Origin of the sequence: Rathayibacter sp. AY1C7 (assembly GCF_002931865.1) — a bacterium.
GTDB lineage: Bacteria > Actinomycetota > Actinomycetes > Actinomycetales > Microbacteriaceae > Rathayibacter.
In genome coordinates, this window is the sequence record NZ_PSWB01000029.1 from 1 (window position 1) to 22367 (window position 22367).

Below are 22367 nucleotides of genomic sequence, written 5' to 3' on the forward strand. Positions count from 1 at the left end.
GGAGGGGACCGGGCTGGGGAGCGCGGAGCGCCGGGGAGCCCGTCGGGCCCGCACGGCGCGGGCGGCGGCGGCGTCCGGACGGCACGACGAACGGCCGGTCGGGACGGCGCTAGACAACCATCGACCACCGACACCGGTTCCGCAATCCGCCGAGGGGATGACTCCCCCGGCCCGCGGCCGCCGGGACGCGCGGAGGACGCGCAGGAGACGTGTCGGCGGCGGCTCCTACACTTCCAGGATGCGCATCGCCACCTGGAACGTGAACTCCATCCGGGCCCGCACCGGCCGCGTCGTCGACTGGCTCGTGCGCGAGGACGTGGACGTCCTCGCCATGCAGGAGCTCAAGTGCAAGCCCGAGCAGTTCCCGCACGAGGCCTTCGCCGACGCCGGCTACCACGTCGAGATGGTCGGGCTCAGCCAGTGGAACGGCGTCGGCATCGCCTCGCGCCTGCCGATGGAGGACGTGCAGATCGGCTTCCCGGGCATGCCCGGCTTCGCGAAGGAGGCGGCGGCCGACGGCTCCTACCCGCTCGAGGCCCGCGCGATCGGCGCCACGGTCGACGGCGTGCGCGTCTGGAGCCTCTACGTCCCGAACGGCCGCGCGGTCGACGACCCGCACTACCTCTACAAGCTCGAGTGGCTCGCGGCCCTCGAGGCGAGCACCCGCGAGTGGCTGGCCGCCGAGCCCGACCTGCCGCTCGCCCTGGTCGGCGACTGGAACGTCGCGCCGCTCGACAGCGACGTGGGCGACCCGAGCCTCGGCCCCGGATCCACGCACGTCTCGATCCCCGAGCGCGCCGCCTTCGCCGCCTTCGAGGACGCGGGCCTGCGCGACGTCGTCCGCCCGCTCGTGCCCGAGGGCTACACCTACTGGGACTACAAGCAGCTCCGCTTCCCGCGCAACGAGGGGCTGCGGATCGACTTCGTGCTCGGCTCCCCCGCGTTCGGCGACCTCGTCACCGGCGCCTCGATCCACCGCGACGAGCGCAAGGGCGACGCCCCGAGCGACCACGTCCCGGTGGTGGTCGACCTCGACCTCGAGACGACCCTCGACGACGACCGCCCGATGATCTTCTGACCATGGCCTCGTCGAAGAAGAAGCGCGCGCGGGCCCAGGCCGCCTCGGCCGGCGCCTCCCGCCCCGCCGCCCGACCCGCGACGGCACGCCCTGCGACCGACCGCCCTGCGACCGCCCGCCCCGGAGCCGCGCACGACGAGTTCCGGTCCGACGCCTACCGCTCGGTGGGCGAGATCATCGCCGCCGGGAAGCCGCGCCGGCGCCGCTGGGACCTCGTGCTCTCGATCCTCGGCTGCCTCGCCCTCGGCCTGATCACGATCGTGCTCGGCTACCTCGCCGCGATCCTCTCGGTCTTCCCCGCGGAGTGCGAGGGCCAGAACTTCGCCTGCGACTTCGACCGGATCGACTGGGGCGTCTCGATCGCGCTGATCGGGCCGCCCGCGCTGACGCTGATCGCCGTGGCCGTGACGGTCGTGCGCTACCTCGTGGGCCGCCGCGCGTTCCTCGTGCCGGTCATCGGGTTCGTGCTCTGCATCGCCACCGCGTTCCTCGCCTCCTCGCTCGTGACGAGCTCGATCCCCGGCTCGGCGCTGGTCTAGCACCGACCCGGGGGCGCGTCAGCGGTCGGCGCGGGCGGCGCTGGTCCAGCACCGACCCGGGGGCGCGTCAGCGGTCGGCGTGCTCGGCGCTGGTCCAGCACCGACCCGGAGGCGCGCGAAGGCGAGGTCAGCCGCAGGCGGGCTCGTCGTTCAGCGTCACCGCGGTGGGGTTGATCATCGGGGTCACCCGCACGGTCTGGTCGCCGAAGCCGGAGGCGTCGCCGGCGCTGAACTGCACGTCGAACGTCTCGGACTGGCCGGGCGAGAGCTGCACGGCGACCTTCGAGACGGGACGGCCGAGGTCGTCGAGGCTCTCGGGTCCGTAGCCCGTGCCGTCGGCCCAGGCCGCACTCGACACCGTGGTCCCGGGAGGGCCGTAGACGTAGATGTTGGTGACGAAGTCGCCCAGAGGGTACGCACCGCGCCCGCCGGCCGCGGCGACGTAGCCGGGCAGCGTCCGAGCGACCGCCTTCGAGATCGTGTTGGTCACGGTGACGGAGGTGGTGAAGACCGCGCCGGAGGCGGCGCACCGGCCCGCGCTCGACTGCGTGACCGCCGTGCTCAGGTAGTAGTCCATCTTCGAGCCGCCCGAGGCGTCCTGGAAGAACACTCCGGTGGTCGTGCCGTCGGTCGTCGTCTGCGGCAGGACCCCCGCGATCGGCGTGGGCGCGAGGAGCGCCTGCTCGTCGGCGTCGGAGCTGTAGGCGAGGATGCGGCTCTCGTCGACCGCCTTCACGATCGCCGGGAGCATCTTCGTCGGCTCCATCTCTCCGCCGAGGATCTTGCCCAGGACCGTCGCGCTCGCCTCCGAGAAGAACTCGTCGGTGCGCTCGGCCACGACCGACTCCGGGTATCGGAAGTAGACCTCGTTGAGCAGGGTCGAGACGGTGTTCTCGCTCGTGAGGACCGTGCCGTCGGTGAGGGTCACGGGCCCGGTCGAGCCGAGGAGGTAGGAGAGGGCGACGGGGTCGATCGCGAGGACGCCGTCGATCCTCTGCTCGGGGAACTTCTGCGCCCAGAACTGCGAGGCGATCGAGGCGGCCGTCGGGAAGTCGGGGCGGCTGGTCGAGACGTTGAAGGTCGTCGCCATGTTCTCGCCGATGGTGTCGAGCGCACTCTGGTCGACGGTGACGGGCGCCAGACCGCGGAAGTCGCCGCTGCCCAGCTGACGGCCGATCGAGATCGCGCCGCCGTCGACGTCGAGCTGCATCACCGACGACGCGCCGCCGCCCAGAGCCTGCGACTCCGCCAGGTTCTGGAACATCACCAGGTAGTGGCGCGGACCGGACGCTCCGAGGGAGTCGGGGAGGATCGCGGTGAGCGGCTCGACCTGCTCCATCGCCGCGGTGGCGGTGGCCAGCTGCGGAGTGAAGGAGTCGAGCGCGGAGGCGACCTGCGGCACCAGCGGGCCGCGGTCGATGCCCTCGACGCGGGTCTGCGCCGCGTCGACGACCTCCTTGGCGACGGTGATCTTCTGCGACAGCTCGGTGATCGCCGCGAGGTCGACCCTGCCGTCGACGGGCTTGAGGATGTCGAGCGAGGTCGTGGAGAGCGGCGTGACGATCCGGCCGGAGACGTCGTCGGCGATCTCGGTCGCGGCGCGGACCGCGGACAGATTCGGCCCGAGGACGGGCACCACCTCCATCACCCGCCACACCGGGTCCTCGGTCTCGTCGCGCGCCTCGCCGGTGAGGGTCGCGATCCGGCCCGCGGTCTCCTCCGCACCGGAGGTGTCGAACGTCGTCAGCCTGTCCGTCACCTGCGACACCAGCGGGATCGCCTCGGTCAGCTTGTCGCGGACGGTCATCGCCTTGTCGTAGGTGCGCACGCCGAGGAGCACCGCGACGACGGCGCCGATCAGCAGGACCAGGAGGACGATCAGCGTGATCCAGAGGCCGCGACGGCGGCGCGGCCTGCCGCGGGCGGAGCGGTCGGCGGACGTGGTGGTGCTCATTCGAGAGAGCCTAAGCGACGGTCGGCGGAGTGCGACCGGGCCCGCGCCACCGGCCCCGTCCCAGGACGAGGGACACGCGACGCGGATGCGCGGGCCGTCCGGCGCCTCCGCCGGGACCGAGCGGGAGCCGGGGATGCTGCTCCGCTCAGCCCAGCAGGAGGGACACCCCGATGAGCACGGGCACCGCGGCGACCGTGGTCACGAGGGCCGTGTCGCGGGCGACGGCGACGCCCCGGTCGTAGCGCGAGGCGAAGGTGAAGATGTTCTGCGCGGTCGGCAGCGCGGCGGTCACCGTCACCACGAAGAGGTGCTCGGAGTCGAGGTGGAACGCGAAGCGCCCCAGCAGCAGCGCGACCGCCGGCATCACCAGCGACTTGAGGACGGACGCGACCACCACCTCGACCCGCGCCGGCCCCGCCTCCAGCGGCCGCTGCCCGCGCAGCGACATCCCGAAGGCGATCAGCACCAGCGGGATCGACGCGTTGCCGATGATCGAGAACGGCTGCAGCACGGGCGCGGGCAGCTCCACGCCGGTGAGGGCGACGACGAGGCCGAGGGCGGAGGCGATGATCATCGGGTTCCGCAGCGGCTGCGTGAGGATCGCGCCGACCGAGGTCCGCCCGCTCGTCGAGACGTCGAGCAGCGTCAGGATCGTCGGCACGAGGACGATCAGCTGCAGGAGGAGCGTCGGGGCCACCCACTGCGGATCGCCCAGCACGTAGATGGCGACCGGCAGCCCGATGTTGTTGGCGTTGACGTAGGAGGAGGCCGCGGTCCCGATCACCGTCTCCGGCAGCGGGCGGGGGAAGAGCAGCCGCGAGGCCAGCACGTAGAGCAGGGCGACGGTCAGCACCGTCAGGAGCGAGACGAGCAGGAACGAGGAGAAGAGGACGGAGACGTCGGCCCGCGACAGCACGGTGAACAGCAGCGCCGGCGTCGTGACGAAGAAGGCGATCCGCGACAGGATCAGCCGGCTCTCGGGCGGGACGATCCGGAACCGCGCGATCAGGTAGCCGACCGCGATGACGACCCCGATGATCGAGAAGCCGGTGAGCACGCCCTCCACGCCGCCGCCTCCCCGCCGCGGCCGGTCCGCTGTCGCGCCTCCACCCTAGGCAGTGGCCGGGGCGTTGCAGCGCCGGCGCGACGCGCCTACGGTGTGCGGCATGCCGCATCTCGAGGTCCCCGGCGCGAGCCTCCACTGGGAGGCGGACGGCCACGCCTCCGCGCCCGCCCTGCTGCTCGTGCACGCGGGCATCGCCGACCTGCGGATGTGGGACCCGCTCGTCCCCGACCTCTCCCGCGACCGGCTGGTGGTCCGCTACGACGTCCGCGGCGCGGGCGGAACGAGCACGGAGGACGTGGAGTACGACCCGCGCCGGGACGCCCTGGACGTGCTCGACCACCTCGGCGTCGAGCGCGCGGTGGTCGTCGGCTGCTCGCGGGGCGGAACGCTCGCGCTCGACCTGGCGCTCGAGCATCCGGAGCGGGTGACCGGCCTGGTCGTGATCGCGCCGGGCCTGGCGGGCTTCGACTACCCCGCGCTGACGGCGGAGGAGGAGCGCCGCTTCGGGGAGGTCGAGGCGCTGGAGCTCGCGGGCGAGCGGGAGGCCGCGGCGATCGTCGAGGCGGAGCTCTGGGCCGTGGGTCCCGACCGCTCCGCGGACGACGTCGCTCCGGAGTTCCTCGCGCGGGTCCGGGAGCTCGCGCTCACGGGCGTCGGCCACGAGGAGGAGGCCCCCCGCCCGATCGAGCCCTCCGGGCCGGCGGGCGAGCGGCTCGGGGAGATCGCCGTGCCGACCCTCGTCGTGGCGGGCGCGCACGACCTCTCGGAGTCGCTGCCGGTCTGCGAGCACCTCGCCGCCGAGGTGAGCGGTGCCGAGCTGCACGTGCTCGAAGACGCGGCGCACCTGCCCGGCCTCGAGCACCCCGAGGAGTTCCTCGCGGTGCTGCGGCCGTGGCTGGAGCGCCACGGGATCTGATCAGGCCACGGCGGCCAGGTCGAACGCCCAGTCCACGTAGAGCTCCGGCGGCTCGCCCTGCTCGACGAGGTCGATCCGGTCGAAGCCGGCCTCGACGCAGGTCGCGCCGGCGTCCAGGTCGCTCTCCGCCACGAAGGCGTGCACGAAGCGTGGCACGGGGAACGCCGCCGCCTCCTCGAGCAGCATCCGCACGGAGTCCGCGGTGATGCCGCGGGCGTGCGGAGCGATGCTCCACGCCGCCTGGTAGGCGACGACGCCGCGCGAGCAGCCGTACCAATAGCCGATGGAGCCGACGGAGAGTCCGTCCAGCTCGACCACGTAGAAGAACGCGTCGCCGTCCGCCCAACCGCGCAGGTAGCGGTCGTGGCGCACGAGGATCTCGCTCTCGCTCTCGAGTCCGCCGCCCGCGTGCGCGAGGGTGTCGCGCAGGACGGAGGCGTCCGCCTGCGGCCAGGGGAGCAGGCGGAGGTTCTCGGGGTGGTGGTCGATGCTGGCTGTTCTCTGGTCGCTTCCGGGTTCGGGTCCCGTCACGCGCTCCGATCCTCTCTCTCAGGATGGCTCGCCGATCGAGCGCGCCGCCAGGGTGTTCGGCGCGCCTGTCCGATCGGATGTCTCCGCACTCGGGATGCGGACACGGTGTCGCCCTATCTTCGACCCGATGAGGGGAGGGAAACGGAAGCGGTGAGGAATCTAGCCCCGGACGGGGGGTGGCACCTGCACAACACCTGGGCAACCGCTGACCGCGGGGCCGGAGAGGGGCGGCGGAGACGTGCGCCCGCCCCTGCGAGATCGCCGCTTCGCTCCGCCGAGACGCAAGAAAAGCGCGCGCACGAGCCCATACGCTCGGAGTCGGAGCGCGTTCCGCTCCTGCAGCCCCGTATCACCAGCGTGAGGAGGATCACCATGTCGCAAGCCGTGCAGAGCACCGTCGTCGGAGAACCCGAGGTCGTCGAGGACCGCGTGGAGGACTCCGCCGCCTGGCTCGACCTGAAGGCCGCCGCCGCCGCGCTGCAGCCGCTCCAGTCTCAGGACGGCTCGCTCGCCGAGCCCGAGCGGCTCGAGGAGGCGCGCACCCTCGTCGAGCGGATCGTCGCCGGCGTCCGCACCCTCGCCCCCGCGTTCCCGCACGACGCCGCGTACCTCGACGCGCTGGTCGTCGACCTCGAGCGCTGGAGCGCCGGCGGACTCGGCCTGCCCGACTTCCTCGACTCGCTCACCGCGTTCCAGCCGCAGCTCGAGCGCGTCGACGGCCGCCGCCACCTCGTCGTCTTCCCCATGTACACCCAGAACGGCAGCCGCGACCGCCACGTCGAGGCCGTCCTCGTCGAGGTCGTCTGGCCGCGGTTCGTCGCCGAGCTGGAGGCGGGCGACTACTCCAACGCCCTCTTCGTGCCCGTGCGCTTCGTCGACTTCACCGCCGGCTACGACACCGACAGCGCCGTGCTGTTCCCCGAGACGGTCGCGATGCGCTCCGTCCCGTCCTTCACCTGGGGCGCGATCTTCGCCGACCGCGAGGCGGCCCGGTTCCGCCGCGTCGTCACGGAGGCGGCCCGGATCACCCGTCTCGAGCTCCCGGAGGACGCGCAGCGCCTGCTGGCCGACCAGCGCCTGGCGGAGGAGTCCTTCGTGATGTGGGACCTCATCCACGACCGCACCCACATGCGCGGCGACCTGCCGTTCGACCCGTTCATGATCAAGCAGCGGATGCCCTTCTTCCTCTACTCGCTGGAGGAGCTGCGGTGCGACCTCACCGCCTTCCGCGAGGCCGTCGCCATCGAGCGCCGCCTCGGCGCGCTGGACCGCCGCGACGACGAGGAGGAGGCGCTGGCCGAGCGCTCGCGCTTCGTGCAGTACGCGATCCTGTTCGACCGGCTCTTCCGCTTCCCGCTCACCGGGTCGCGGGTGCGCAACTACGACGGCCTCGGCGGCCAGCTGCTCTTCGCCTGGCTGCACCAGCACGGCGTCCTGCACTGGACCGACACCCGGCTGGCGTTCGAGTGGGACGCCGTCGCCGACGTGGTCGTCGCCCTCTCGGACGCGATCGACGAGCTCTACTGGCGCTCGATCGACCGGCCGAAGACGGCGCACTGGCTGGCCGCGCACGAGCTGATCGCGGCCACTCTCACTCCGCACCCCGCCTCCGCCTGGGCCCGCGGGCTCCCGGACGAGGTGCTGCTCGGCGCCCCGCGCGGCCTCACCGACGCGGTGCTGGACGACGAGTTCCCGCTGTCGATGTTCTACGAGGCCCTCGGGAAGAAGATGGGCGACGTCATCGCCTCGACCCGGGGCATCACCGGCCGGGACTGACGTCGCGCCCGGGAAGCGGCGGGGTGCGCTCCTCCGCCTCCCGGGGCCCCGTCCGACCGGCGTCGGTTAGCGTGGGGCGCATGCCCTCAGGTGACGGAGCCGCGGACCCGCTCGACGCGGGCTGGATCCGGCGAGCGCCGAGTCGGGCCGGATACGTGCGCGACGCGGTCACCGCGGGGATCCTGCTGGTGGCGACGGTCGTCTCCGTCGCGCTGTACTCCTCGGCGGGCTTCCCGGACGCGGCGCACCCCGTCGTCAGCGCCCACTGGGCCGTCCTGATGACCCTTCCCCTCGCGCTGCGCCGCCGGTTCCCCGCGAGCGTGGCGGCCGGGCTCTCCGTCGTCTACGCGCTCGGGATCGTGCTCCAGGTGCCGGAGTCGCTCTTCGGCCAGATCTGCCTGTTCCTCGCGCTCTACACGGTCGGCGCGTGGGGCCGGAACCGGCGCACGGCGCTCGTCGTCCGGGTGGCGATCGCGGTCGGGATGCTGGGCTGGCTGCTCACCACCCTCGCCACGGGCGAGTACTTCGGCAGCTCCGTGCCGGTCGACGACTCCCCCGGCCTGCTCTCGCCCTACGCGGCGGAGTCGGCCCTCGCGGTCGTCTCGAACCTGCTCTACTTCGGCAGCGCCTACGTCTTCGGCGAGGCGTCGTGGCAGTCGGCCCGCCGGCTGGAGGCGCTCGAGACGCGCACGGCCGAGCTCGACGACGAGCGGGAGCGCTCCTCGCGGCAGGCCGTGTCCTCCGAGCGGCTGCGGATCGCGCGCGAGCTGCACGACGTGGTCGCGCACCACGTCAGCGTGATGGGCGTGCAGGCGGGAGCGGCGCGGCGGGTGCTGGCGCGGGATCCGGAGCGGGCGGCGGCATCGCTCAGCGCCATCGAGGGCGACGCGCGCTCGGCGATCGAGGAGCTGCACCGCATCCTGGTCGCGCTGCGCGCCGAGGACGCGGTGCCGAATCCGCTCACCGACGCCGCGTCCACCCGCGGGGTGGCCCAGCTCGAGGAGCTGGTCGCGGCGTCCAGCGGGTCGGGCCTGCCCACCGTCTTCCTCACCCTCGGCACGCCCCGCGAGATCCCCGCGACGGTGGGGCTCAGCCTCTACCGCATCGCGCAGGAGTCGCTCACGAACGTCCGCAAGCACGCGGGGCGCGGCGCGCACGCCGAGGTGCGCCTCCGCTACGCCCCCGACGCGGTCGAGCTCGAGATCGCCGACGACGGCGGGTCCGGCCCGCACCCGAGCGCTCCCGCCTCCTGCGGACTGGGGCACACCGGCATGAGCGAGCGCGCGGCCGCGGTCGGCGGCTGGATCGAGATGGGGCCGAGGGGCGGAGGCTACCTCGTGCACGCCCGGGTTCCGCTGTCCCCCGTCCGGGCGAGCGTGCCGGACGCCGACGACCCGGTACCGTCGTCGGAGACGTCGCGGGGGCGTCAGGAGCGAGCGAGCGGGGGCCGCCCATGACCGAGCACGTGCGCGTGCTGCTCGTCGACGACCAGGAGCTCGTCCGCGTGGGCTTCCGCATCATCCTCGAGTCGGAGCCGGGGATCGAGGTGGTCGGCGAGGCCCGCACCGGGCTCGAGGCCCTGCAGCGCGCCTCCGAGCTGCGCCCCGACGTGATCTGCATGGACGTGCAGATGCCCGGCCTCGACGGCCTGGCCGCGACCCGCGAGATCGTGGCCGACCCGCGCCTGTGCTCGCGGGTGCTCATCCTCACCACCTTCGACCGCGACGACTACCTCTTCGAGGCGCTCTCGGCCGGCGCCAGCGGGTTCCTGCTCAAGAACGCGTCGCCGGAGGAGCTGGTCGAGGCCGTGCAGGTGGTCGCCCGCGGCGACGCGATGCTCGCCCCCGACGTCACCCGGCGCGTGATCGAGCGGTTCGCGTCCGTGCCCGAGCGCACGCCGGCCGCCGCCGAGCACTCCGGAGTGGCCGATCTGACGGACCGCGAGCGCGAGGTGCTCGTGCACCTGGCGCGGGGCTGGTCGAACGCCGAGATCGCGGCCGAGCTGTTCGTGGGCGAGGCGACCGTGAAGACGCACGTCTCGAAGATCCTGATGAAGCTCGGCGTGCGCGACCGGATCCAGGCGGTCGTGTTCGCCTACGAGCACGGGATCGCGGTGCCGGGGCGCCCCTGAGCGGTCGGCCGGGGGATCTGCTTGCGGGTGCTCGACGCCGGGGCGGTCAGCGCCGGGACTGGCTCGAGGCCGGGCGCGGCGGGGTGCGGCGGACGAACTCCATCCGGATCTCCGGCACGATCTTCCGGTCGAGCACGACCGTCATGTAGCGGCCGTCGACGCGGGCGCCGATCGCGACCACGTCCGGATCGGTGTCCACGCGGTAGCCGCGCAGCGCCTCCCCGTCCACGATCACCGGGACGCCCCGCACGACGTCCTCGTCGCGGAGGGCGGCGGCGACCACCGGCATCCCGCCGCGGCGGCTGCGCACGCGGCCCGGGAAGGTGTTGCGGAGCACGTCGCCCATGTGGGCCGCGAGGCGGGACTCCAGGGGCCGGCTGCGCTCGGCGGGGATCGGCACGGAGGTGCGGACCGCCTCCCAGAGCACCGGGTACCGCATCCGCGTCACCTGGTCGACCATCCACGGCGGCAGGTGGTCGTTCTCGGCGCGCTCGATCGCGCGCTTCTGCTCGGGGGTCAGCGGGACGTGGTTGACGGGGTCGGCGCGGTTGCGCGGGTTCTTGTAGAACGAGTACGAGAGCGAGATCTCGACGAAGCGGCCGAGCGCCATCGTCTGCGCCGCGGCGAACTCCTCCAGCCTCGGCTGGGGCGCGAACGCGAGGACGGGATCGCCGAAGCGAGCCGCGATCTCGTCCACCCCGGGAGGGGCGGGCATGTCGCGGACAGCTTCCGTCGTGTCCATGCGCATACGTCAAGAGTGGCCTGCCTCCCAGCCGATACCAACTTCTTGACGGAGATCGGCTTTCGGGTCGTCGTCCTTTCACCTGCCCGAAACATGCGGGAGGCAGGAGGGGTGTCTCGGCGGGCGCCTCCGGGGCTCCTCCGGGCGGCGGGCTGCGAAGATGGAGGGATGAGCGCTCTGCACGATCCCGACGTCCGCGGCTTCGCCTCCGACAACTACTCCGGAGTGCACGACGAGGTCCTCGCCGCGATCGCCGCGGCCAACGGAGCGCACCAGATCGCCTACGGCGAGGACGTCTACACCGAGCGCCTGCAGGAGGCGTTCCGCCGCGAGTTCGGCGAGCAGGCCCAGGCCTTCCCCGTCTTCAACGGCACGGGCGCCAACGTCACCGGCCTGCAGTCGATGCTGCCGCGGTGGGGCGCCGTCGTCTCGGCGGGCACCGCGCACATCACCTCCGACGAGGGCGGAGCGCCGGAGAAGGTCGGCGGAATCAAGATCCTCACGGTCCCCACGCCCGACGGCAAGCTGACCCCGGCGCTGGTCGACCAGGAGGCGTGGGGCTTCGGCGACGAGCACCGCGCCCAGCCGCTCGTGGTCTCGATCACCCAGTCCTCCGAGCTCGGCACCGTCTACACCCCGGAGGAGGTGCGCGCGCTCGCCGACCACGCGCACGGCCTCGGCATGCGGCTGCACATGGACGGGGCGCGCATCGCGAACGCCGCGGCCGCCCTCGGCCTGCCCCTGCGCTCCTTCACGACCGACGCAGGCGTCGACGTGCTCTCGTTCGGCGGCACCAAGAACGGCATCCTGCTCGGCGAGGCGATCGTCGTGCTCGACCCGGCGGCCTCGACCGGGCTGACCTTCCTCCGCAAGACCAACATGCAGCTGTCCTCCAAGATGCGCTTCATCTCGGCGCAGCTGCTCGCCCTGCTCGGCGACGGCGGCGAGGAGGAGCCCCTGTGGCTCCGCTCGGCCCGGCACGCGAACGCCATGGCGGCGCGCCTGCGCTCGGGGCTCGAGGAGGCGATCGCCGCCGGCCGGATCACCGGGCTCGAGTTCACGCAGCAGACCCAGGCGAACGCGGTGTTCGCGACGCTGCCGCCCGGAGTCGCGGACCGGCTCCGCACCGCCTACCGCTTCTACGACTGGAACCCGGCGACCGGCGAGGTCCGCTGGGTCTGCTCCTTCGACACGACGGAGGACGACATCGACGCGTTCACGGCCGCGATCGAGCGCGAGCTGGCCGCGTGAGGGCCCGCCTCCCGCGCCTGGCGACGGTCGCCGCCGCGCTCGCCGTTCTCGTCGCGCTGACGGGCTGCACGTCGGCCGAGCGCTCGGACGTCGCGGCCACCCCGTCGGCGTCCGAGACCGCCGCTCCGACTCCCTCCGCGACTCCGACGCCCTCGCCCACGGCCTCGACCCGCCTGGGCTGCGACTCCCTCCTCCCCGCCACGCGGGCGGCCTCGGCGCTGGGGGTCTCCCGCAGCGCTCTCGAGGGCAGCCGCGAGGTGACGACGCGCTCCTCGGGCGAGCTGATCCGCGAGGCCGCGGAGGAGAACGGCGGAGTGCTCCGCTGCGCCTGGTACGACGAGGACGCCTCGATCACCGCGGCGGCGGTCGACGACGCCGCCGAGGCCTTCGCCGGCCGTCCGGGCCCGCGCCTCGAGACCGGCGTCGAGGCCTACGGCTCCTGCACCGACGGCAGCTGCGACCTGGACCTGCTCGCCGGCGCCACCTGGGTGACGCTGCAGCTGCGCGGCGCCCCCGCCGCGGTCGACCTCGCCGCGCTGGCGACCGGCACCGCCTCCGCCGCGCTCGGCAGTCTCGACGAGCCGGTCACCGCGACGGCGCCCGTCTGCACCGAGGTCCTGACGGCCGAGCAGCTGTCCGGTGCCGCCGGTCTCGCGCAGGCGACCGCGGGGACGGGGACCGGGACGCCGACCACCGCGTCGGCCGCTGCCGCCGCCCGGGCCGGGTACGCCTCCTGCAGCTGGAGCGACGCCTCCAGCGCCGCCTACTCGGGCGTGACGGTCGACGCGCTCCCGAACGGCGACGACGGCTGGCGGAACCTCTCGCTGACCTCGGGCCTGGCGATCCCGCTCGAGCCGCTCGACGGCTTCGGCGAGAAGGCCCTCACCGGCTGCGCGGCGGGCGTCTGCGAGATCGACGCGCTGGCCGACGACGTGTGGTGGCGCGTGACCGTCACCGGCGACGCGGCGAAGGCCGAGGCCGTCGCCCGCGCCGTGCTCGCGAACGCCTGACCCGCGGCGCCCCGCTCCTCCTCCGCGAGCGGGTCAGCGCCAGTACTCGTACCAGGACGACTCGCGGCAGCCGAGGGACGCGTAGAGGCGGCGGGCGCCGGCGTTCTCGGCGAGCACCTGGAGCCAGAAGCGCGCGACGCCCCGGCCGGACGCGTCCTCGAGGAGGGCGCGGACCACGGCGGAGGCGAGCCCGCGGCGCCGGGCGTCCGGGCGGGTCGCCAGGGCGAAGAGGCCGCCCCAGAGCTCGCCGTCCGGCGCCGTGACGAGCGCGAGGCGGCCGGTCGCGGCCGGGCCGTCCCCGTCGACGGCGAGAGCGTAGGAGGAGGGGCAGCCCGCGAGGATGCGCTCGGCGACCGCACGCTCCTCCGCTCCACCGCGACCGTCCACCGACCACCAGAGGGCGAGCCAGTCCTCGTCTGGAGCCGGGGCGAGCCGGACGCGAGGTCGCGGCGCGGATATCGGCGGCGCGGGCCTCGACGTCGCGGGCAGGGCGGCGAGCGCCTCCTGCACCGATCCGGTCAGCACGAGCGTCCGATCGATCGGCGCGGCGCCCCGCTCGGCGAGCAGCCCGGTCAGACCGGCGGGGCTCGGCGGGCCGATCTGCACGAGGGGTGCGATCCCGTGCTCGCGGGCGAACGCCTCCGCCGCGTCGAGGGCCGCCCCCTGGTCGACGACGTCGCCGGACGCGAGCACCGAGTTCGCGCGCTTGGTGACCCCTGCGGAGGCGCGCAGCTCCCACGCGCCGAGGGGGCGCCGCACGAGCGCGGGCCAGGCGTCGGCGGCGAGGCGGTCGAGCAGGCGCGGATCCATCGGGCCACGGTAGCGGGAGCGGCGCCGGAGCCCGGCGGGCACCCCCGGAGACGGCTCCGGCCCGCCGGATCCGCCGCGGACGAGCCGAGCGGGATCCTGCGGGCCGGAGGCCGTGGAGGGACGAGCCCTACATGTTGATCATGTGCCCCTTGAGGCCGTGGAAGCCCTCCTGCAGCGCCTCCGACAGCGTCGGGTGGGTGTGCACGTTGCGGGCCAGCTCGGTCGCGGTGAGGTCCCACTTCTGGGCGAGCGTGAGCTCGGGGAGCAGCTCCGAGACGTCCGGGCCGATCATGTGGGCGCCGAGGAGCTCGCCGTACTTCTTGCTCGCGATGAGCTTCACGAAGCCGGTGGGCTCGCCGAGGCCGTGGGCCTTGCCGTTCGCCATGAAGGGGAAGGTCGAGACGGTGATCTCGTGTCCCTCGTCCGTCGCCTGCTTCTCGGTGAGGCCGAAGGAGGCGATCTGCGGCTGGCAGAACGTCGCGCGCGGCATCATCCGGTAGTCGCCCAGGGTCTGGGTCTCGGCACCGGCGAGGGTCTCGGCGGCGACGACGCCCTGCGCCTCCGCGACGTGCGCGAGCTGCAGCTTCGCGGTGACGTCGCCGATGGCGTAGATGTGCGGCACGTTGGTGCGCATGTGGTCGTCGATCGCGATCGCGCCGCGCTCGGTGAGCTCGACGCCCGTCTTCTCGAGGCCGAAGCCCTCGGTGCGGGGGACCCAGCCGATCGACATGAGCACCTTGTCGACCTCGAGGGTCGACTGCGTGCCGTCCTTCGCGGTGTAGGTGACCGTGACGTAGCCGTCCTTGTCGACGACCGACTCGACCTTGGTCGAGGTCAGGATCTCGACGCCGAGCTTCTTGTACTGCTTCTGGATCTCCTTGGAGACGTCCGGGTCCTCGTTGGGGAGGGCGCGGTCCATGAACTCGATGATCGTCACGTCGACGCCGTAGTTCTTGAGGACGTAGGCGAACTCCATGCCGATGGCGCCCGCGCCCACGATGGCCATCGTGTCGGGGAGCTCGCGGGTCATGATCTGGGTCTCGTAGGTGACGACGTTCTCGGAGAGCTCGACGCCGGGGAGGAGGCGGACGCTCGCGCCGGTCGCGATGATCGCGTCGTCGAAGGTCAGCGACTCCGTGCCGCCCTTGCTCAGCTGCACGTCGAGGCCCTGCGGGCCGGTGAAGGAGCCGACGCCGTCGAACTCGGCGATCTTGTTCTTCTTCATCAGGAAGTGGACGCCCTTGGTGCGGCCGTCCGCGACCGAGCGGCTGCGGTCGAACGCCGCACCGAAGTCGAACGAGACGTCGCCCGAGATGCCGAACTGCTTCGCCTGGGTGTGGAAGAGGTGGGCGAGCTCCGCGTTGCGCAGCAGCGCCTTGGACGGGATGCAGCCGACGTTAAGGCAGACACCGCCCCAGTACTGCTTCTCGACGACGGCGACGGACTTGCCGAGCTGGGCGGCGCGGATCGCGGCCACGTATCCGCCGGGGCCTGCCCCCAGGACGACGACGTCGAAGTGCTGGGCCATGGATGATCCTCCAGAGTCGTGGATGGTGGTGCGCGGGGTGACCACGCCGTCTCCCACCGTACCGTTCCGGGGCTCGGAGGCGGCCCGCTCCTCCGTGGGCGAACGCGCGTGCGGGCGCCTGCCGTGCACGCGCGGGAATGCCCGCGGGGCGGGGACGGTTGGGCTCCACGGGCGACGGAGCCCCTCCCCCAGTCCCCCGCACGGAAGAAGCCCCGCGATGTCCGCCACCGCCTCCCGCACCGCCAGCACCAGCGCCCCGATCCTCGACGTCCTCGCGGAGCGCTGGAGCCCCCGCTCCTACGACGCGTCCGCGACCGTCTCCGACGAGACCCTCGCGTCCCTCCTCGAGGCCGCGCGCTGGTCCCCGTCCGCCAGCAACTCGCAGCCGTGGCGCTTCATCGTCGCCCGCCGCGGAACCGACGGGTTCGACCGCATCGTCGCGACGCTCGCCGGCTTCAACGGCGCCTGGGCCGGCTCCGCCGCCGTCCTCGTCGTCGCGCTCGCCGAGACCGTCGACTCCGAGGGGAAGCCGCGCCCCTGGGCCGTCTACGACCTCGGCCAGTCGATCGCCCACCTCAGCGTCCAGGCGCACCACGAGGGCCTGCACGTGCACCAGATGGCCGGCTTCGACAAGGACGCCGTCCGCGCCGCGTTCGGCGTCGACGAGCGCTTCGACCCGGTGACGATCGCCGCGGTGGGAGTCGCGGCCGACGCCGACGCGCTGGCGAACGAGACCCTCCGCGAGCGCGAGACCGCGCCGCGCACCCGCCTGCCCCTCGAGGAGCTCGTGCTCGTCCAGGCGTAGCCCTCCGGCGGAAGGCCTCCCCCGTCCGCGGACCGGGGAGGCCTTCCGCGTCCCACCCCCTGTGTTACTCCCCGTGTCGGTCCCCGCTGTGCCGCCGGGAGCCTCTCCGTACGATCGGACGATCCGCCCGCCCGTCCCGCTGCCCGGAGAGACATGCCCGCCACCCCCGCCGCCCGCACGAGCCTGGCCTTCGACGCCGAGCTCGGCCAGTCGGCGTTCCCCGTGCGCTTCGAGGGGGTCGGCCGCACCTTCGCGCCCGGGTCCCCCGTGCTGACCGACGTGACGCTCGAGGCCGCCGCGGGCGAGGTCATCGCGATCCTCGGCCCGAGCGGCTGCGGCAAGTCGACGCTGCTGCGCATCGCGGCGGGCCTGGACACCGCCTCCGAGGGGTCCGTCCTCATCGACGGCGCCCCCGTCTCCGGCATCGACCCGCGCTGCGCGGTGGCGTTCCAGGAGCCGCGGCTGCTGCCCTGGCGGAGCATCGCCGACAACGTCGCGCTCGGCCTGCCGCGCGGCACCCCGCGCCCGGCGGCCCGCGCCGCCGTCGACGAGCTGCTCTCGCTGGTCGGCCTCACCGCGCACGCCCGCTCGCGGCCTCGCGAGGTGTCCGGAGGGATGGCCCAGCGCGCCTCCCTCGCCCGCGCCCTCGCCCGGAACCCCGGCGTGCTCCTCCTGGACGAGCCCTTCGGGGCGCTCGACGCGCTGACCCGCCTGCGGATGCAGGACCTGCTGCTCGACGTGCACGCGGCGGCTCCGGCGACGATCCTGCTCGTCACCCACGACGTCGACGAGGCCCTCCAGCTGGCCGACCGCATCGTGCTCCTCGGGCGCGACGAGCCCGGAGGCGTCTCGCGCATCCAGCGGATCGTCGCCGTCCCCGGAGCGCGGCCGCGCGACCGCGGCTCGGCGGAGCTCGCCGAGCACCGGGCCGAGCTCCTCGCGGGGCTGGGCATCGAGCGGCACTGACCCCGGGCGGATCGACCCGCATCCCTCCACCCGGGCGGCACGGTCCGGGCGGCACGACCTCCCTCCCCAGCCGCCTCCTCCTCCCGCTCTCCACCGCACGAGCACCTCCCCGCACCGCCCCTCCCCTGCAGCGTCCACACTCGCTGTCACCGCATCCCCGAAGCCGAGGCCCCCATGTCGTTCACCAGCTCCCCGCTCACCCGCCGCACCGCTCTCGCCGGTCTGCTCACCGCCGCCGCCGTCCCGCTCCTCGCGGGCTGCGTGCAGGGCGAGGGCGGAGGAGGAGCGGCGGCCGCGACCGCCGACGCCGCCTCCGGAGGAACTCAGGGCGGCACGCTCACGCTCGACTTCGCGACGTACAACCCGCTGAGCCTGGTCATCAAGGAGAAGGGCTGGCTCGAGGCCGCCCTCGCCGAGCAGCAGGTCACCGTCGCCTGGGTGCAGTCGGCCGGCTCCAACAAGGCCAACGAGGCCCTGCGCGCCGGAGCGATCGACGTCGGCTCCACCGCCGGCTCGGCCGCACTGCTCGCCCGCTCGAACGGCTCGCCGATCAGGACGATCGACATCTTCTCGCAGCCGGAGTGGTCGGCCCTCGTCGTCCCCGCCGGCTCGGCGATCACGTCGGTCGAGCAGCTCAAGGGCAAGCAGATCGCGGCCACCAAGGGCACCGACCCGTACTTCTTCCTGGTGCAGGCGCTCGAGGCCGCCGGCCTGGGCATCGGCGACGTGACGGTGCAGAACCTGCAGCACGCCGACGGCTGGGCGGCGCTGCAGAACGGCTCCGTCGACGCCTGGGCGGGCCTGGACCCGATCATGGCCGGCGCCGAGGCGGCCGGGGCGACCCTGCTCTACCGCAACGTCGACTTCAACTCCTACGGCCTGCTCAACGCGACCGAGAGCTTCCTCGCCGAGAAGCCGGACCTCGCGCAGACCGTCGTGAACGCGTACGAGCACGCCCGCGCCTGGGCGCTCGAGAACCAGGACGAGACGGCGAGCATCCTCGCCTCCGTCGCCGGCCTCGACGTGGCGGTGGCGACGACGGTCATCACCGAGCGCAGCAACCTCGACGTCGACAACGTCCCCGGCTCCGCGCAGACCGACGTGCTCGCCGTGATCGGCCCGATCTTCGTCGAGAACGGCGACGTCGCCTCGCAGCAGCAGGTCGACGACGCGCTCGACTCGCTGCTCGACGACACCTACGCCTCGGCGGCCGACCCGAGCGCCATCGGCGCCTGAGGGTCCGGCCCTCCGCCCCCGACCCCGTGATCCGAGGAGACCGACGATGACGATCCGCGACGACGACACCGCGACCGACGCCGATGTGCTGCGGCGGAGCGCGCTGTCCGCGCCGATGCCGGGTGAGCCCGGACTCGTGACGGCGGGCCCGTCGGTCGCGGCCTCCCAGCGCCGCCTCCGCGAGGACCGCTCCCACCCGCTCACCACGCGACGGTGGTTCGTGGTCGCGGGAGGCGCGATCCTGCCCGTGCTGCTGCTCGCCGCCTGGCAGATCGCGACGACGACCGGGATGGTCTCGGTGGCGGTCTTCCCCTCGCCCGCGATGGTCTGGGCGGCCGGCGTCGACCTCGCCCAGCGCGGCGACCTCGGCCAGGACGTCGCCATCTCGACGCAGCGCGTGCTCATCGGGTTCGCGCTCGGCTCGGCGCTCGGGCTCGTGGTCGGCGCGCTCTTCGGGCTCTCCCGCGTCTGGGAGGTCATCCTCGGACCGACGCTCGGCGCGATCCGGGCGGTCCCGTCGCTGGCCTGGGTCCCGCTGCTGCTGCTCTGGATGGGCATCGGCGAGGAGTCGAAGATCACCCTGATCACGATCGGCGCGTTCTTCCCCGTCTTCACCACGGTGGCCACGGCGCTCGGCCACGTCGACCGGCACCTCGTCGAGGCCGGCCGCGCCTTCGGCCTCTCGGGCGTCCGGCTCTTCACGACGGTGCAGCTGCCCGCGGTGATCCCGTCCGTGATCTCCGGGCTGCGCCTCGCGCTCGCCCAGTCGTGGCTGTTCCTGGTCGCCTCCGAGCTCATCGCCTCCTCGATGGGCCTCGGCTTCCGCCTCATCGACAGCCAGAACAACGGCCGGATCGACCGGGTGTTCCTGGCGATCGTCCTGCTGGCCGTGCTGGGCAAGCTCACCGATGCCATCGTCGGCGTGTTCCAGCGCTACGCCGTGAGGAAGTGGGCGTGAGCGCCGGGGAGGGAGCTCCGAGCGTGAGCGGGACGATCGCCAACCTGCTCGACGAGCACCGCCGGTTCCCCCCGCCCGCGGCCTTCGCCGCGCAGGCGAACGCGGGCGCGGAGGAGTACTCGCGAGCCGCCGCCGATCCGGTCGCGTTCTGGGAGGAGGCGGCCCGCCGCCTCGAGTGGGCGGAGCCGTGGCACACCGCCCACAGCTGGGAGCCTGCCGCTCCGCTGCCCGGCGGCTCGCTCTCGGTGCCGCGCACGACCTGGTTCGAGGGTGGACGGCTGAACGTGGCCGTCAACTGCGTCGACCGCCACGTGGACGCGGGACGCGGCGGGAAGACCGCCCTCCACTTCGAGGGCGAGCGCGGCGACCGGCGGTCGATCACCTACGCCGAGCTCCAGCGCGAGGTCTCCCGCGCCGCGAACGCGCTGACCGCGCTCGGGATCGGGAAGGGCGACCGCGTCGTCGTCTATCTCCCGGTGATCCCCGAGACCATCGTCATCACGCTCGCGATCGCGCGGATCGGCGCGATCCACTCGCTCGTCTTCGGCGGCTTCTCCGCCGAGGCGGTGCGGTTCCGCGTGGAGGACACCGGCGCGAAGCTCCTGGTCACCACGGACGGGCAGTTCCGGCGCGGAGCGGCGGTGCCGGTCAAGGCGGGCGCCGACAGGGCGGTCGAGGGGGTCGCGTCGATCGAGCACGTCCTCGTCGTCCGCCGCACCGATGAGACCGACGTCCCGTGGACCCCGGGCCGCGACGTCTGGTGGCACGAGCTGGTCGACGCGCAGAGCGACGTCCACGAGGCCGAGGCCTTCGACTCCGAGACGCCGCTGTTCATCATCTACACCTCCGGCACGACCGGGAAGCCCAAGGGGCTGGTGCACACCAGCGGCGGCTACCTCACGCAGGCCTCCTGGACGCACTGGGCGGTGTTCGACGCGAAGCCGGACGACGTGCACTGGTGCACCGCCGACCTCGCCTGGGTCACCGCGCACACCTACGAGATCTACGGACCGCTCTCGAACGGGCTCACCCAGGTCATCTACGAGGGCACCCCGAGCACCCCGCACACCGCCCGGCACTTCGAGATCATCGAGCGGTACGGGGTGACCGTCTACTACACGGCGCCGACGCTGATCCGGACGCTGATGACCTGGTTCCCCGAGGGCGTGCCCGCCCGGTACGACCTGTCGAGCCTGCGCCTGCTCGGCACCGTCGGCGAGTCCATCAACCCCGAGGCCTGGGTCTGGTTCCACGAGGCGATCGGCGGCGGACGCTGCCCGATCGTCGACACCTGGTGGCAGTCCGAGACCGGCGCCGCGGTGATGTGCCCGCTGCCGGGCGTCTCGACCCTCAAGCCGGGCTCGTCTCTCGGAGCCCTGCCCGGGCTCGGCGTCCTCGTGGTGGACGAGCACGGCGAGCGGGTGCCGAACGGCTCCGGCGGCTACCTCGTGGTCGACCGGACCGGGCCGGCGCTCGCCCGCACCGTGTGGGGCGACCCGGAGCGGTACCGCGACTCCTACTGGGCCCGCTACGCGTCCCAGGGGTGGTTCTTCTCCGGGGACGGCGCGAAGTACGACGCCGACGGCGACGTCTGGGTGCTCGGCCGCGTCGACGACGTCATCAACGTCTCCGGGCACCGCCTGTCCACGATCGAGATCGAATCGGCACTCGTCGCCCATCCGGCCGTCGGCGAGGCCGGAGTCGTTGGAGTCGCCGACGCGACGACCGGCCAGGCCATCGCGGCGTTCGTCATCCCCTCCGACGAGGCCGTCGACCGCAGCGAGGAGGACCCGGCCTACTGGGCCGCGCTCGGCACGACGCTCTCGGCGCTCCTGCGCGACCACGTGGCGGTCGCGATCGGTCCGATCGCCAAGCCGCGCGACGTGGTGGTGGTGCCGGATCTGCCCAAGACCCGCTCCGGCAAGATCATGCGGCGGCTGCTCGGCGACATCCGCGACGGCCGCCCGCTCGGAGACGTGACGAGCCTCCAGGACGACACCGTCCCGGCGCGCATCGCCCGCATCGTCGCCGAGCGCGGGTAGGCGCCGCGCCAGTCGGACGCGGCGGGCGGACCCTGTTTCGGGGAGGCGTCGGGAGCCTGCGCGTCCGCGGCGAGGAGGGGCCGCCGGGGAGCATCCGGAGTAGCGTGAAGCCGTGCGCGACGTCCAACAGCAGATCATCTCCGAGCTCCACGTCTCCCCCGCCGTCGATCCGGCCGTCGAGGTCGAACGGCGCAGCGGATTCCTCGCCGACTACCTCCGCAGCACCGGCGCGAAGGGCCTCGTCCTCGGCATCAGCGGCGGCCAGGACTCGAGCCTCGCCGGGCGCCTCTGCCAGCTCGCGGTCGAGCAGGTCCGCGCGAGCGGCGGCGACGCCTCCTTCATCGCGGTCCGCCTGCCGTACAAGGTGCAGGCCGACGAGGAGGACGCCCAGCTCGCCCTCACGTTCATCCGCCCGGACCGCCAGGTCGTCTTCGACATCCACCAGGGCGTCGACGGCGTGGCCGCAGCATTCGGCGACGCGGTCGACGAGCCGATCAGCGACTTCGTGAAGGGCAACGTGAAGGCGCGGATGCGGATGATCGCGCAGTACGCGATCGCCGGCCAGGCCGGGATGCTCGTCGTCGGGACCGACCACGCGGCCGAGGCGGTCACCGGCTTCTTCACGAAGTACGGCGACGGCGGCGCCGACGTCCTCCCGCTCACCGGCCTCACCAAGCGGCAGGGGCGCTCGCTCCTCGAGCACCTGGACGCACCGGCCCGGCTCTACGAGAAGGCGCCGACGGCGGACCTGCTCGACGACAACCCCGGCCAGACCGACGAGACGAACCTCGGGCTCACCTACGCCGACCTCGACACGTACCTCGAGGGCGGCGAGGTCGACCGGGCCGTCGCCGAGGCGATCGAGGCGCGGTACGCCGCGACCGAGCACAAGCGCCAGGTGCCGCTGTCGATGTTCGACGACTGGTGGCGCTGAGCCGCCGCTGACCGCTTCCAGCGGCCGGCAGCTCAGGACCGCACGGGGCCCCGCTGAGGCGGGGCTCCCGTGCGTCCGGCGCGGAACCGATGCG

Annotated in this window: 20 protein-coding genes; 14 read left to right on the plus strand and 6 right to left on the minus strand. The window is 73.4% G+C overall.

Annotation, left to right across the window (positions count from 1 at the left end):
• Positions 1–238: 238 nt before the first annotated feature.
• Together C5C69_RS14100 and C5C69_RS14105 are read left to right on the plus strand one after the other, a co-directional pair.
• Positions 239–1078: an exodeoxyribonuclease III gene (locus tag C5C69_RS14100; protein WP_104258169.1), complete on the plus strand. Its 840-nt coding sequence runs from the start codon at positions 239–241 to the stop codon at positions 1076–1078.
• A gap of 2 nt (positions 1079–1080) precedes the next feature.
• Entirely contained in the window at positions 1081–1617 is a 537-nt protein-coding gene (locus C5C69_RS14105) for a hypothetical protein (RefSeq protein WP_104258170.1), read from the plus strand.
• Between the two features lie 127 nt (positions 1618–1744).
• Here the strand turns inward: C5C69_RS14105 and C5C69_RS14110 are convergent, their stop codons facing one another.
• Both C5C69_RS14110 and C5C69_RS14115 read right to left on the minus strand, forming a co-directional pair.
• Positions 1745–3571, minus strand: a complete 1827-nt coding sequence (locus C5C69_RS14110) for a DUF4012 domain-containing protein (RefSeq protein ID WP_104222808.1) — start codon at positions 3569–3571, stop codon at positions 1745–1747.
• Between the two features lie 145 nt (positions 3572–3716).
• Entirely contained in the window at positions 3717–4637 is a 921-nt protein-coding gene (locus tag C5C69_RS14115) for an AEC family transporter (RefSeq protein WP_104258171.1), read from the minus strand.
• 100 nt (positions 4638–4737) lie between these two features.
• Between C5C69_RS14115 and C5C69_RS14120 the strand changes: the two genes are divergently transcribed.
• Positions 4738–5553: an alpha/beta fold hydrolase gene (locus tag C5C69_RS14120; RefSeq protein ID WP_104258172.1), complete on the plus strand. Its 816-nt coding sequence runs from the start codon at positions 4738–4740 to the stop codon at positions 5551–5553.
• Here the strand turns inward: C5C69_RS14120 and C5C69_RS14125 are convergent, their stop codons facing one another.
• The gene (locus tag C5C69_RS14125) at positions 5554–6084 is read right to left on the minus strand and encodes a hypothetical protein (RefSeq protein WP_104258173.1); all 531 of its coding nucleotides are present in this window, start codon (positions 6082–6084) and stop codon (positions 5554–5556) included.
• Between the two features lie 372 nt (positions 6085–6456).
• Here C5C69_RS14125 and C5C69_RS14130 point away from each other — a divergent pair, with 372 nt between their 5' ends.
• The 3 genes from C5C69_RS14130 to C5C69_RS14140 all read left to right on the plus strand — a co-directional run bounded on the left by C5C69_RS14130 (position 6457) and on the right by C5C69_RS14140 (position 9991).
• Entirely contained in the window at positions 6457–7860 is a 1404-nt protein-coding gene (locus C5C69_RS14130; RefSeq protein WP_104258174.1) for a DUF6421 family protein, read from the plus strand.
• An 80-nt stretch (positions 7861–7940) separates the two neighbouring features.
• The gene (locus tag C5C69_RS14135; RefSeq protein WP_104234378.1) at positions 7941–9317 is read left to right on the plus strand and encodes a sensor histidine kinase; all 1377 of its coding nucleotides are present in this window, start codon (positions 7941–7943) and stop codon (positions 9315–9317) included.
• Positions 9314–9991 (plus strand): response regulator transcription factor, encoded by a 678-nt coding sequence (locus C5C69_RS14140; RefSeq protein WP_104234377.1) that lies wholly within the window; start codon positions 9314–9316, stop codon positions 9989–9991. Before C5C69_RS14135 ends, C5C69_RS14140 begins: the two co-directional genes overlap by 4 nt.
• A gap of 46 nt (positions 9992–10037) precedes the next feature.
• Here C5C69_RS14140 and C5C69_RS14145 read toward each other — a convergent pair whose 3' ends face one another.
• A complete protein-coding gene (locus C5C69_RS14145; RefSeq protein WP_146078511.1) occupies positions 10038–10733 on the minus strand; it encodes a hypothetical protein in 696 nt (231 codons plus the stop codon).
• 168 nt (positions 10734–10901) lie between these two features.
• On the opposite strand from C5C69_RS14145, the gene C5C69_RS14150 reads away from it, so the two are divergent.
• Entirely contained in the window at positions 10902–11984 is a 1083-nt protein-coding gene (locus C5C69_RS14150; protein WP_104256598.1) for a low specificity L-threonine aldolase, read from the plus strand.
• A complete protein-coding gene (locus C5C69_RS14155; protein ID WP_104258176.1) occupies positions 11981–12994 on the plus strand; it encodes a hypothetical protein in 1014 nt (337 codons plus the stop codon). Before C5C69_RS14150 ends, C5C69_RS14155 begins: the two co-directional genes overlap by 4 nt.
• Positions 12995–13027: 33 nt before the next feature.
• On the opposite strand, the gene C5C69_RS14160 is transcribed toward C5C69_RS14155, so the two are convergent.
• Together C5C69_RS14160 and lpdA are read right to left on the minus strand one after the other, a co-directional pair.
• On the minus strand, positions 13028–13804 hold the full coding sequence (locus C5C69_RS14160) for a GNAT family N-acetyltransferase (protein ID WP_104258191.1): 777 nt from the start codon (positions 13802–13804) through the stop codon (positions 13028–13030).
• 127 nt (positions 13805–13931) lie between these two features.
• Positions 13932–15332 carry a dihydrolipoyl dehydrogenase gene (lpdA, locus tag C5C69_RS14165; protein ID WP_104222818.1) on the minus strand — a complete coding sequence of 467 codons (1401 nt, stop codon included), beginning with the start codon at positions 15330–15332 and terminating at the stop codon, positions 13932–13934.
• A 217-nt stretch (positions 15333–15549) separates the two neighbouring features.
• Between lpdA and C5C69_RS14170 the strand changes: the two genes are divergently transcribed.
• From C5C69_RS14170 to nadE, 6 genes are all read left to right on the plus strand, one after another.
• A complete protein-coding gene (locus tag C5C69_RS14170; protein ID WP_104258177.1) occupies positions 15550–16137 on the plus strand; it encodes a nitroreductase family protein in 588 nt (195 codons plus the stop codon).
• A 153-nt stretch (positions 16138–16290) separates the two neighbouring features.
• Positions 16291–17103 carry an ABC transporter ATP-binding protein gene (locus C5C69_RS14175; protein WP_104234373.1) on the plus strand — a complete coding sequence of 271 codons (813 nt, stop codon included), beginning with the start codon at positions 16291–16293 and terminating at the stop codon, positions 17101–17103.
• A 174-nt stretch (positions 17104–17277) separates the two neighbouring features.
• Positions 17278–18339: an aliphatic sulfonate ABC transporter substrate-binding protein gene (locus C5C69_RS14180; RefSeq protein ID WP_104250694.1), complete on the plus strand. Its 1062-nt coding sequence runs from the start codon at positions 17278–17280 to the stop codon at positions 18337–18339.
• A gap of 46 nt (positions 18340–18385) precedes the next feature.
• Complete coding sequence (locus tag C5C69_RS14185; RefSeq protein ID WP_258065210.1) at positions 18386–19297, plus strand: ABC transporter permease; 912 nt, start codon at positions 18386–18388, stop codon at positions 19295–19297.
• Between the two features lie 23 nt (positions 19298–19320).
• The gene (acs, locus tag C5C69_RS14190) at positions 19321–21339 is read left to right on the plus strand and encodes an acetate--CoA ligase (RefSeq protein WP_104258193.1); all 2019 of its coding nucleotides are present in this window, start codon (positions 19321–19323) and stop codon (positions 21337–21339) included.
• Positions 21340–21451: 112 nt separating this feature from the next.
• Complete coding sequence (gene nadE / locus C5C69_RS14195; protein WP_104222821.1) at positions 21452–22273, plus strand: ammonia-dependent NAD(+) synthetase; 822 nt, start codon at positions 21452–21454, stop codon at positions 22271–22273.
• Positions 22274–22367: the final 94 nt, after the last annotated feature.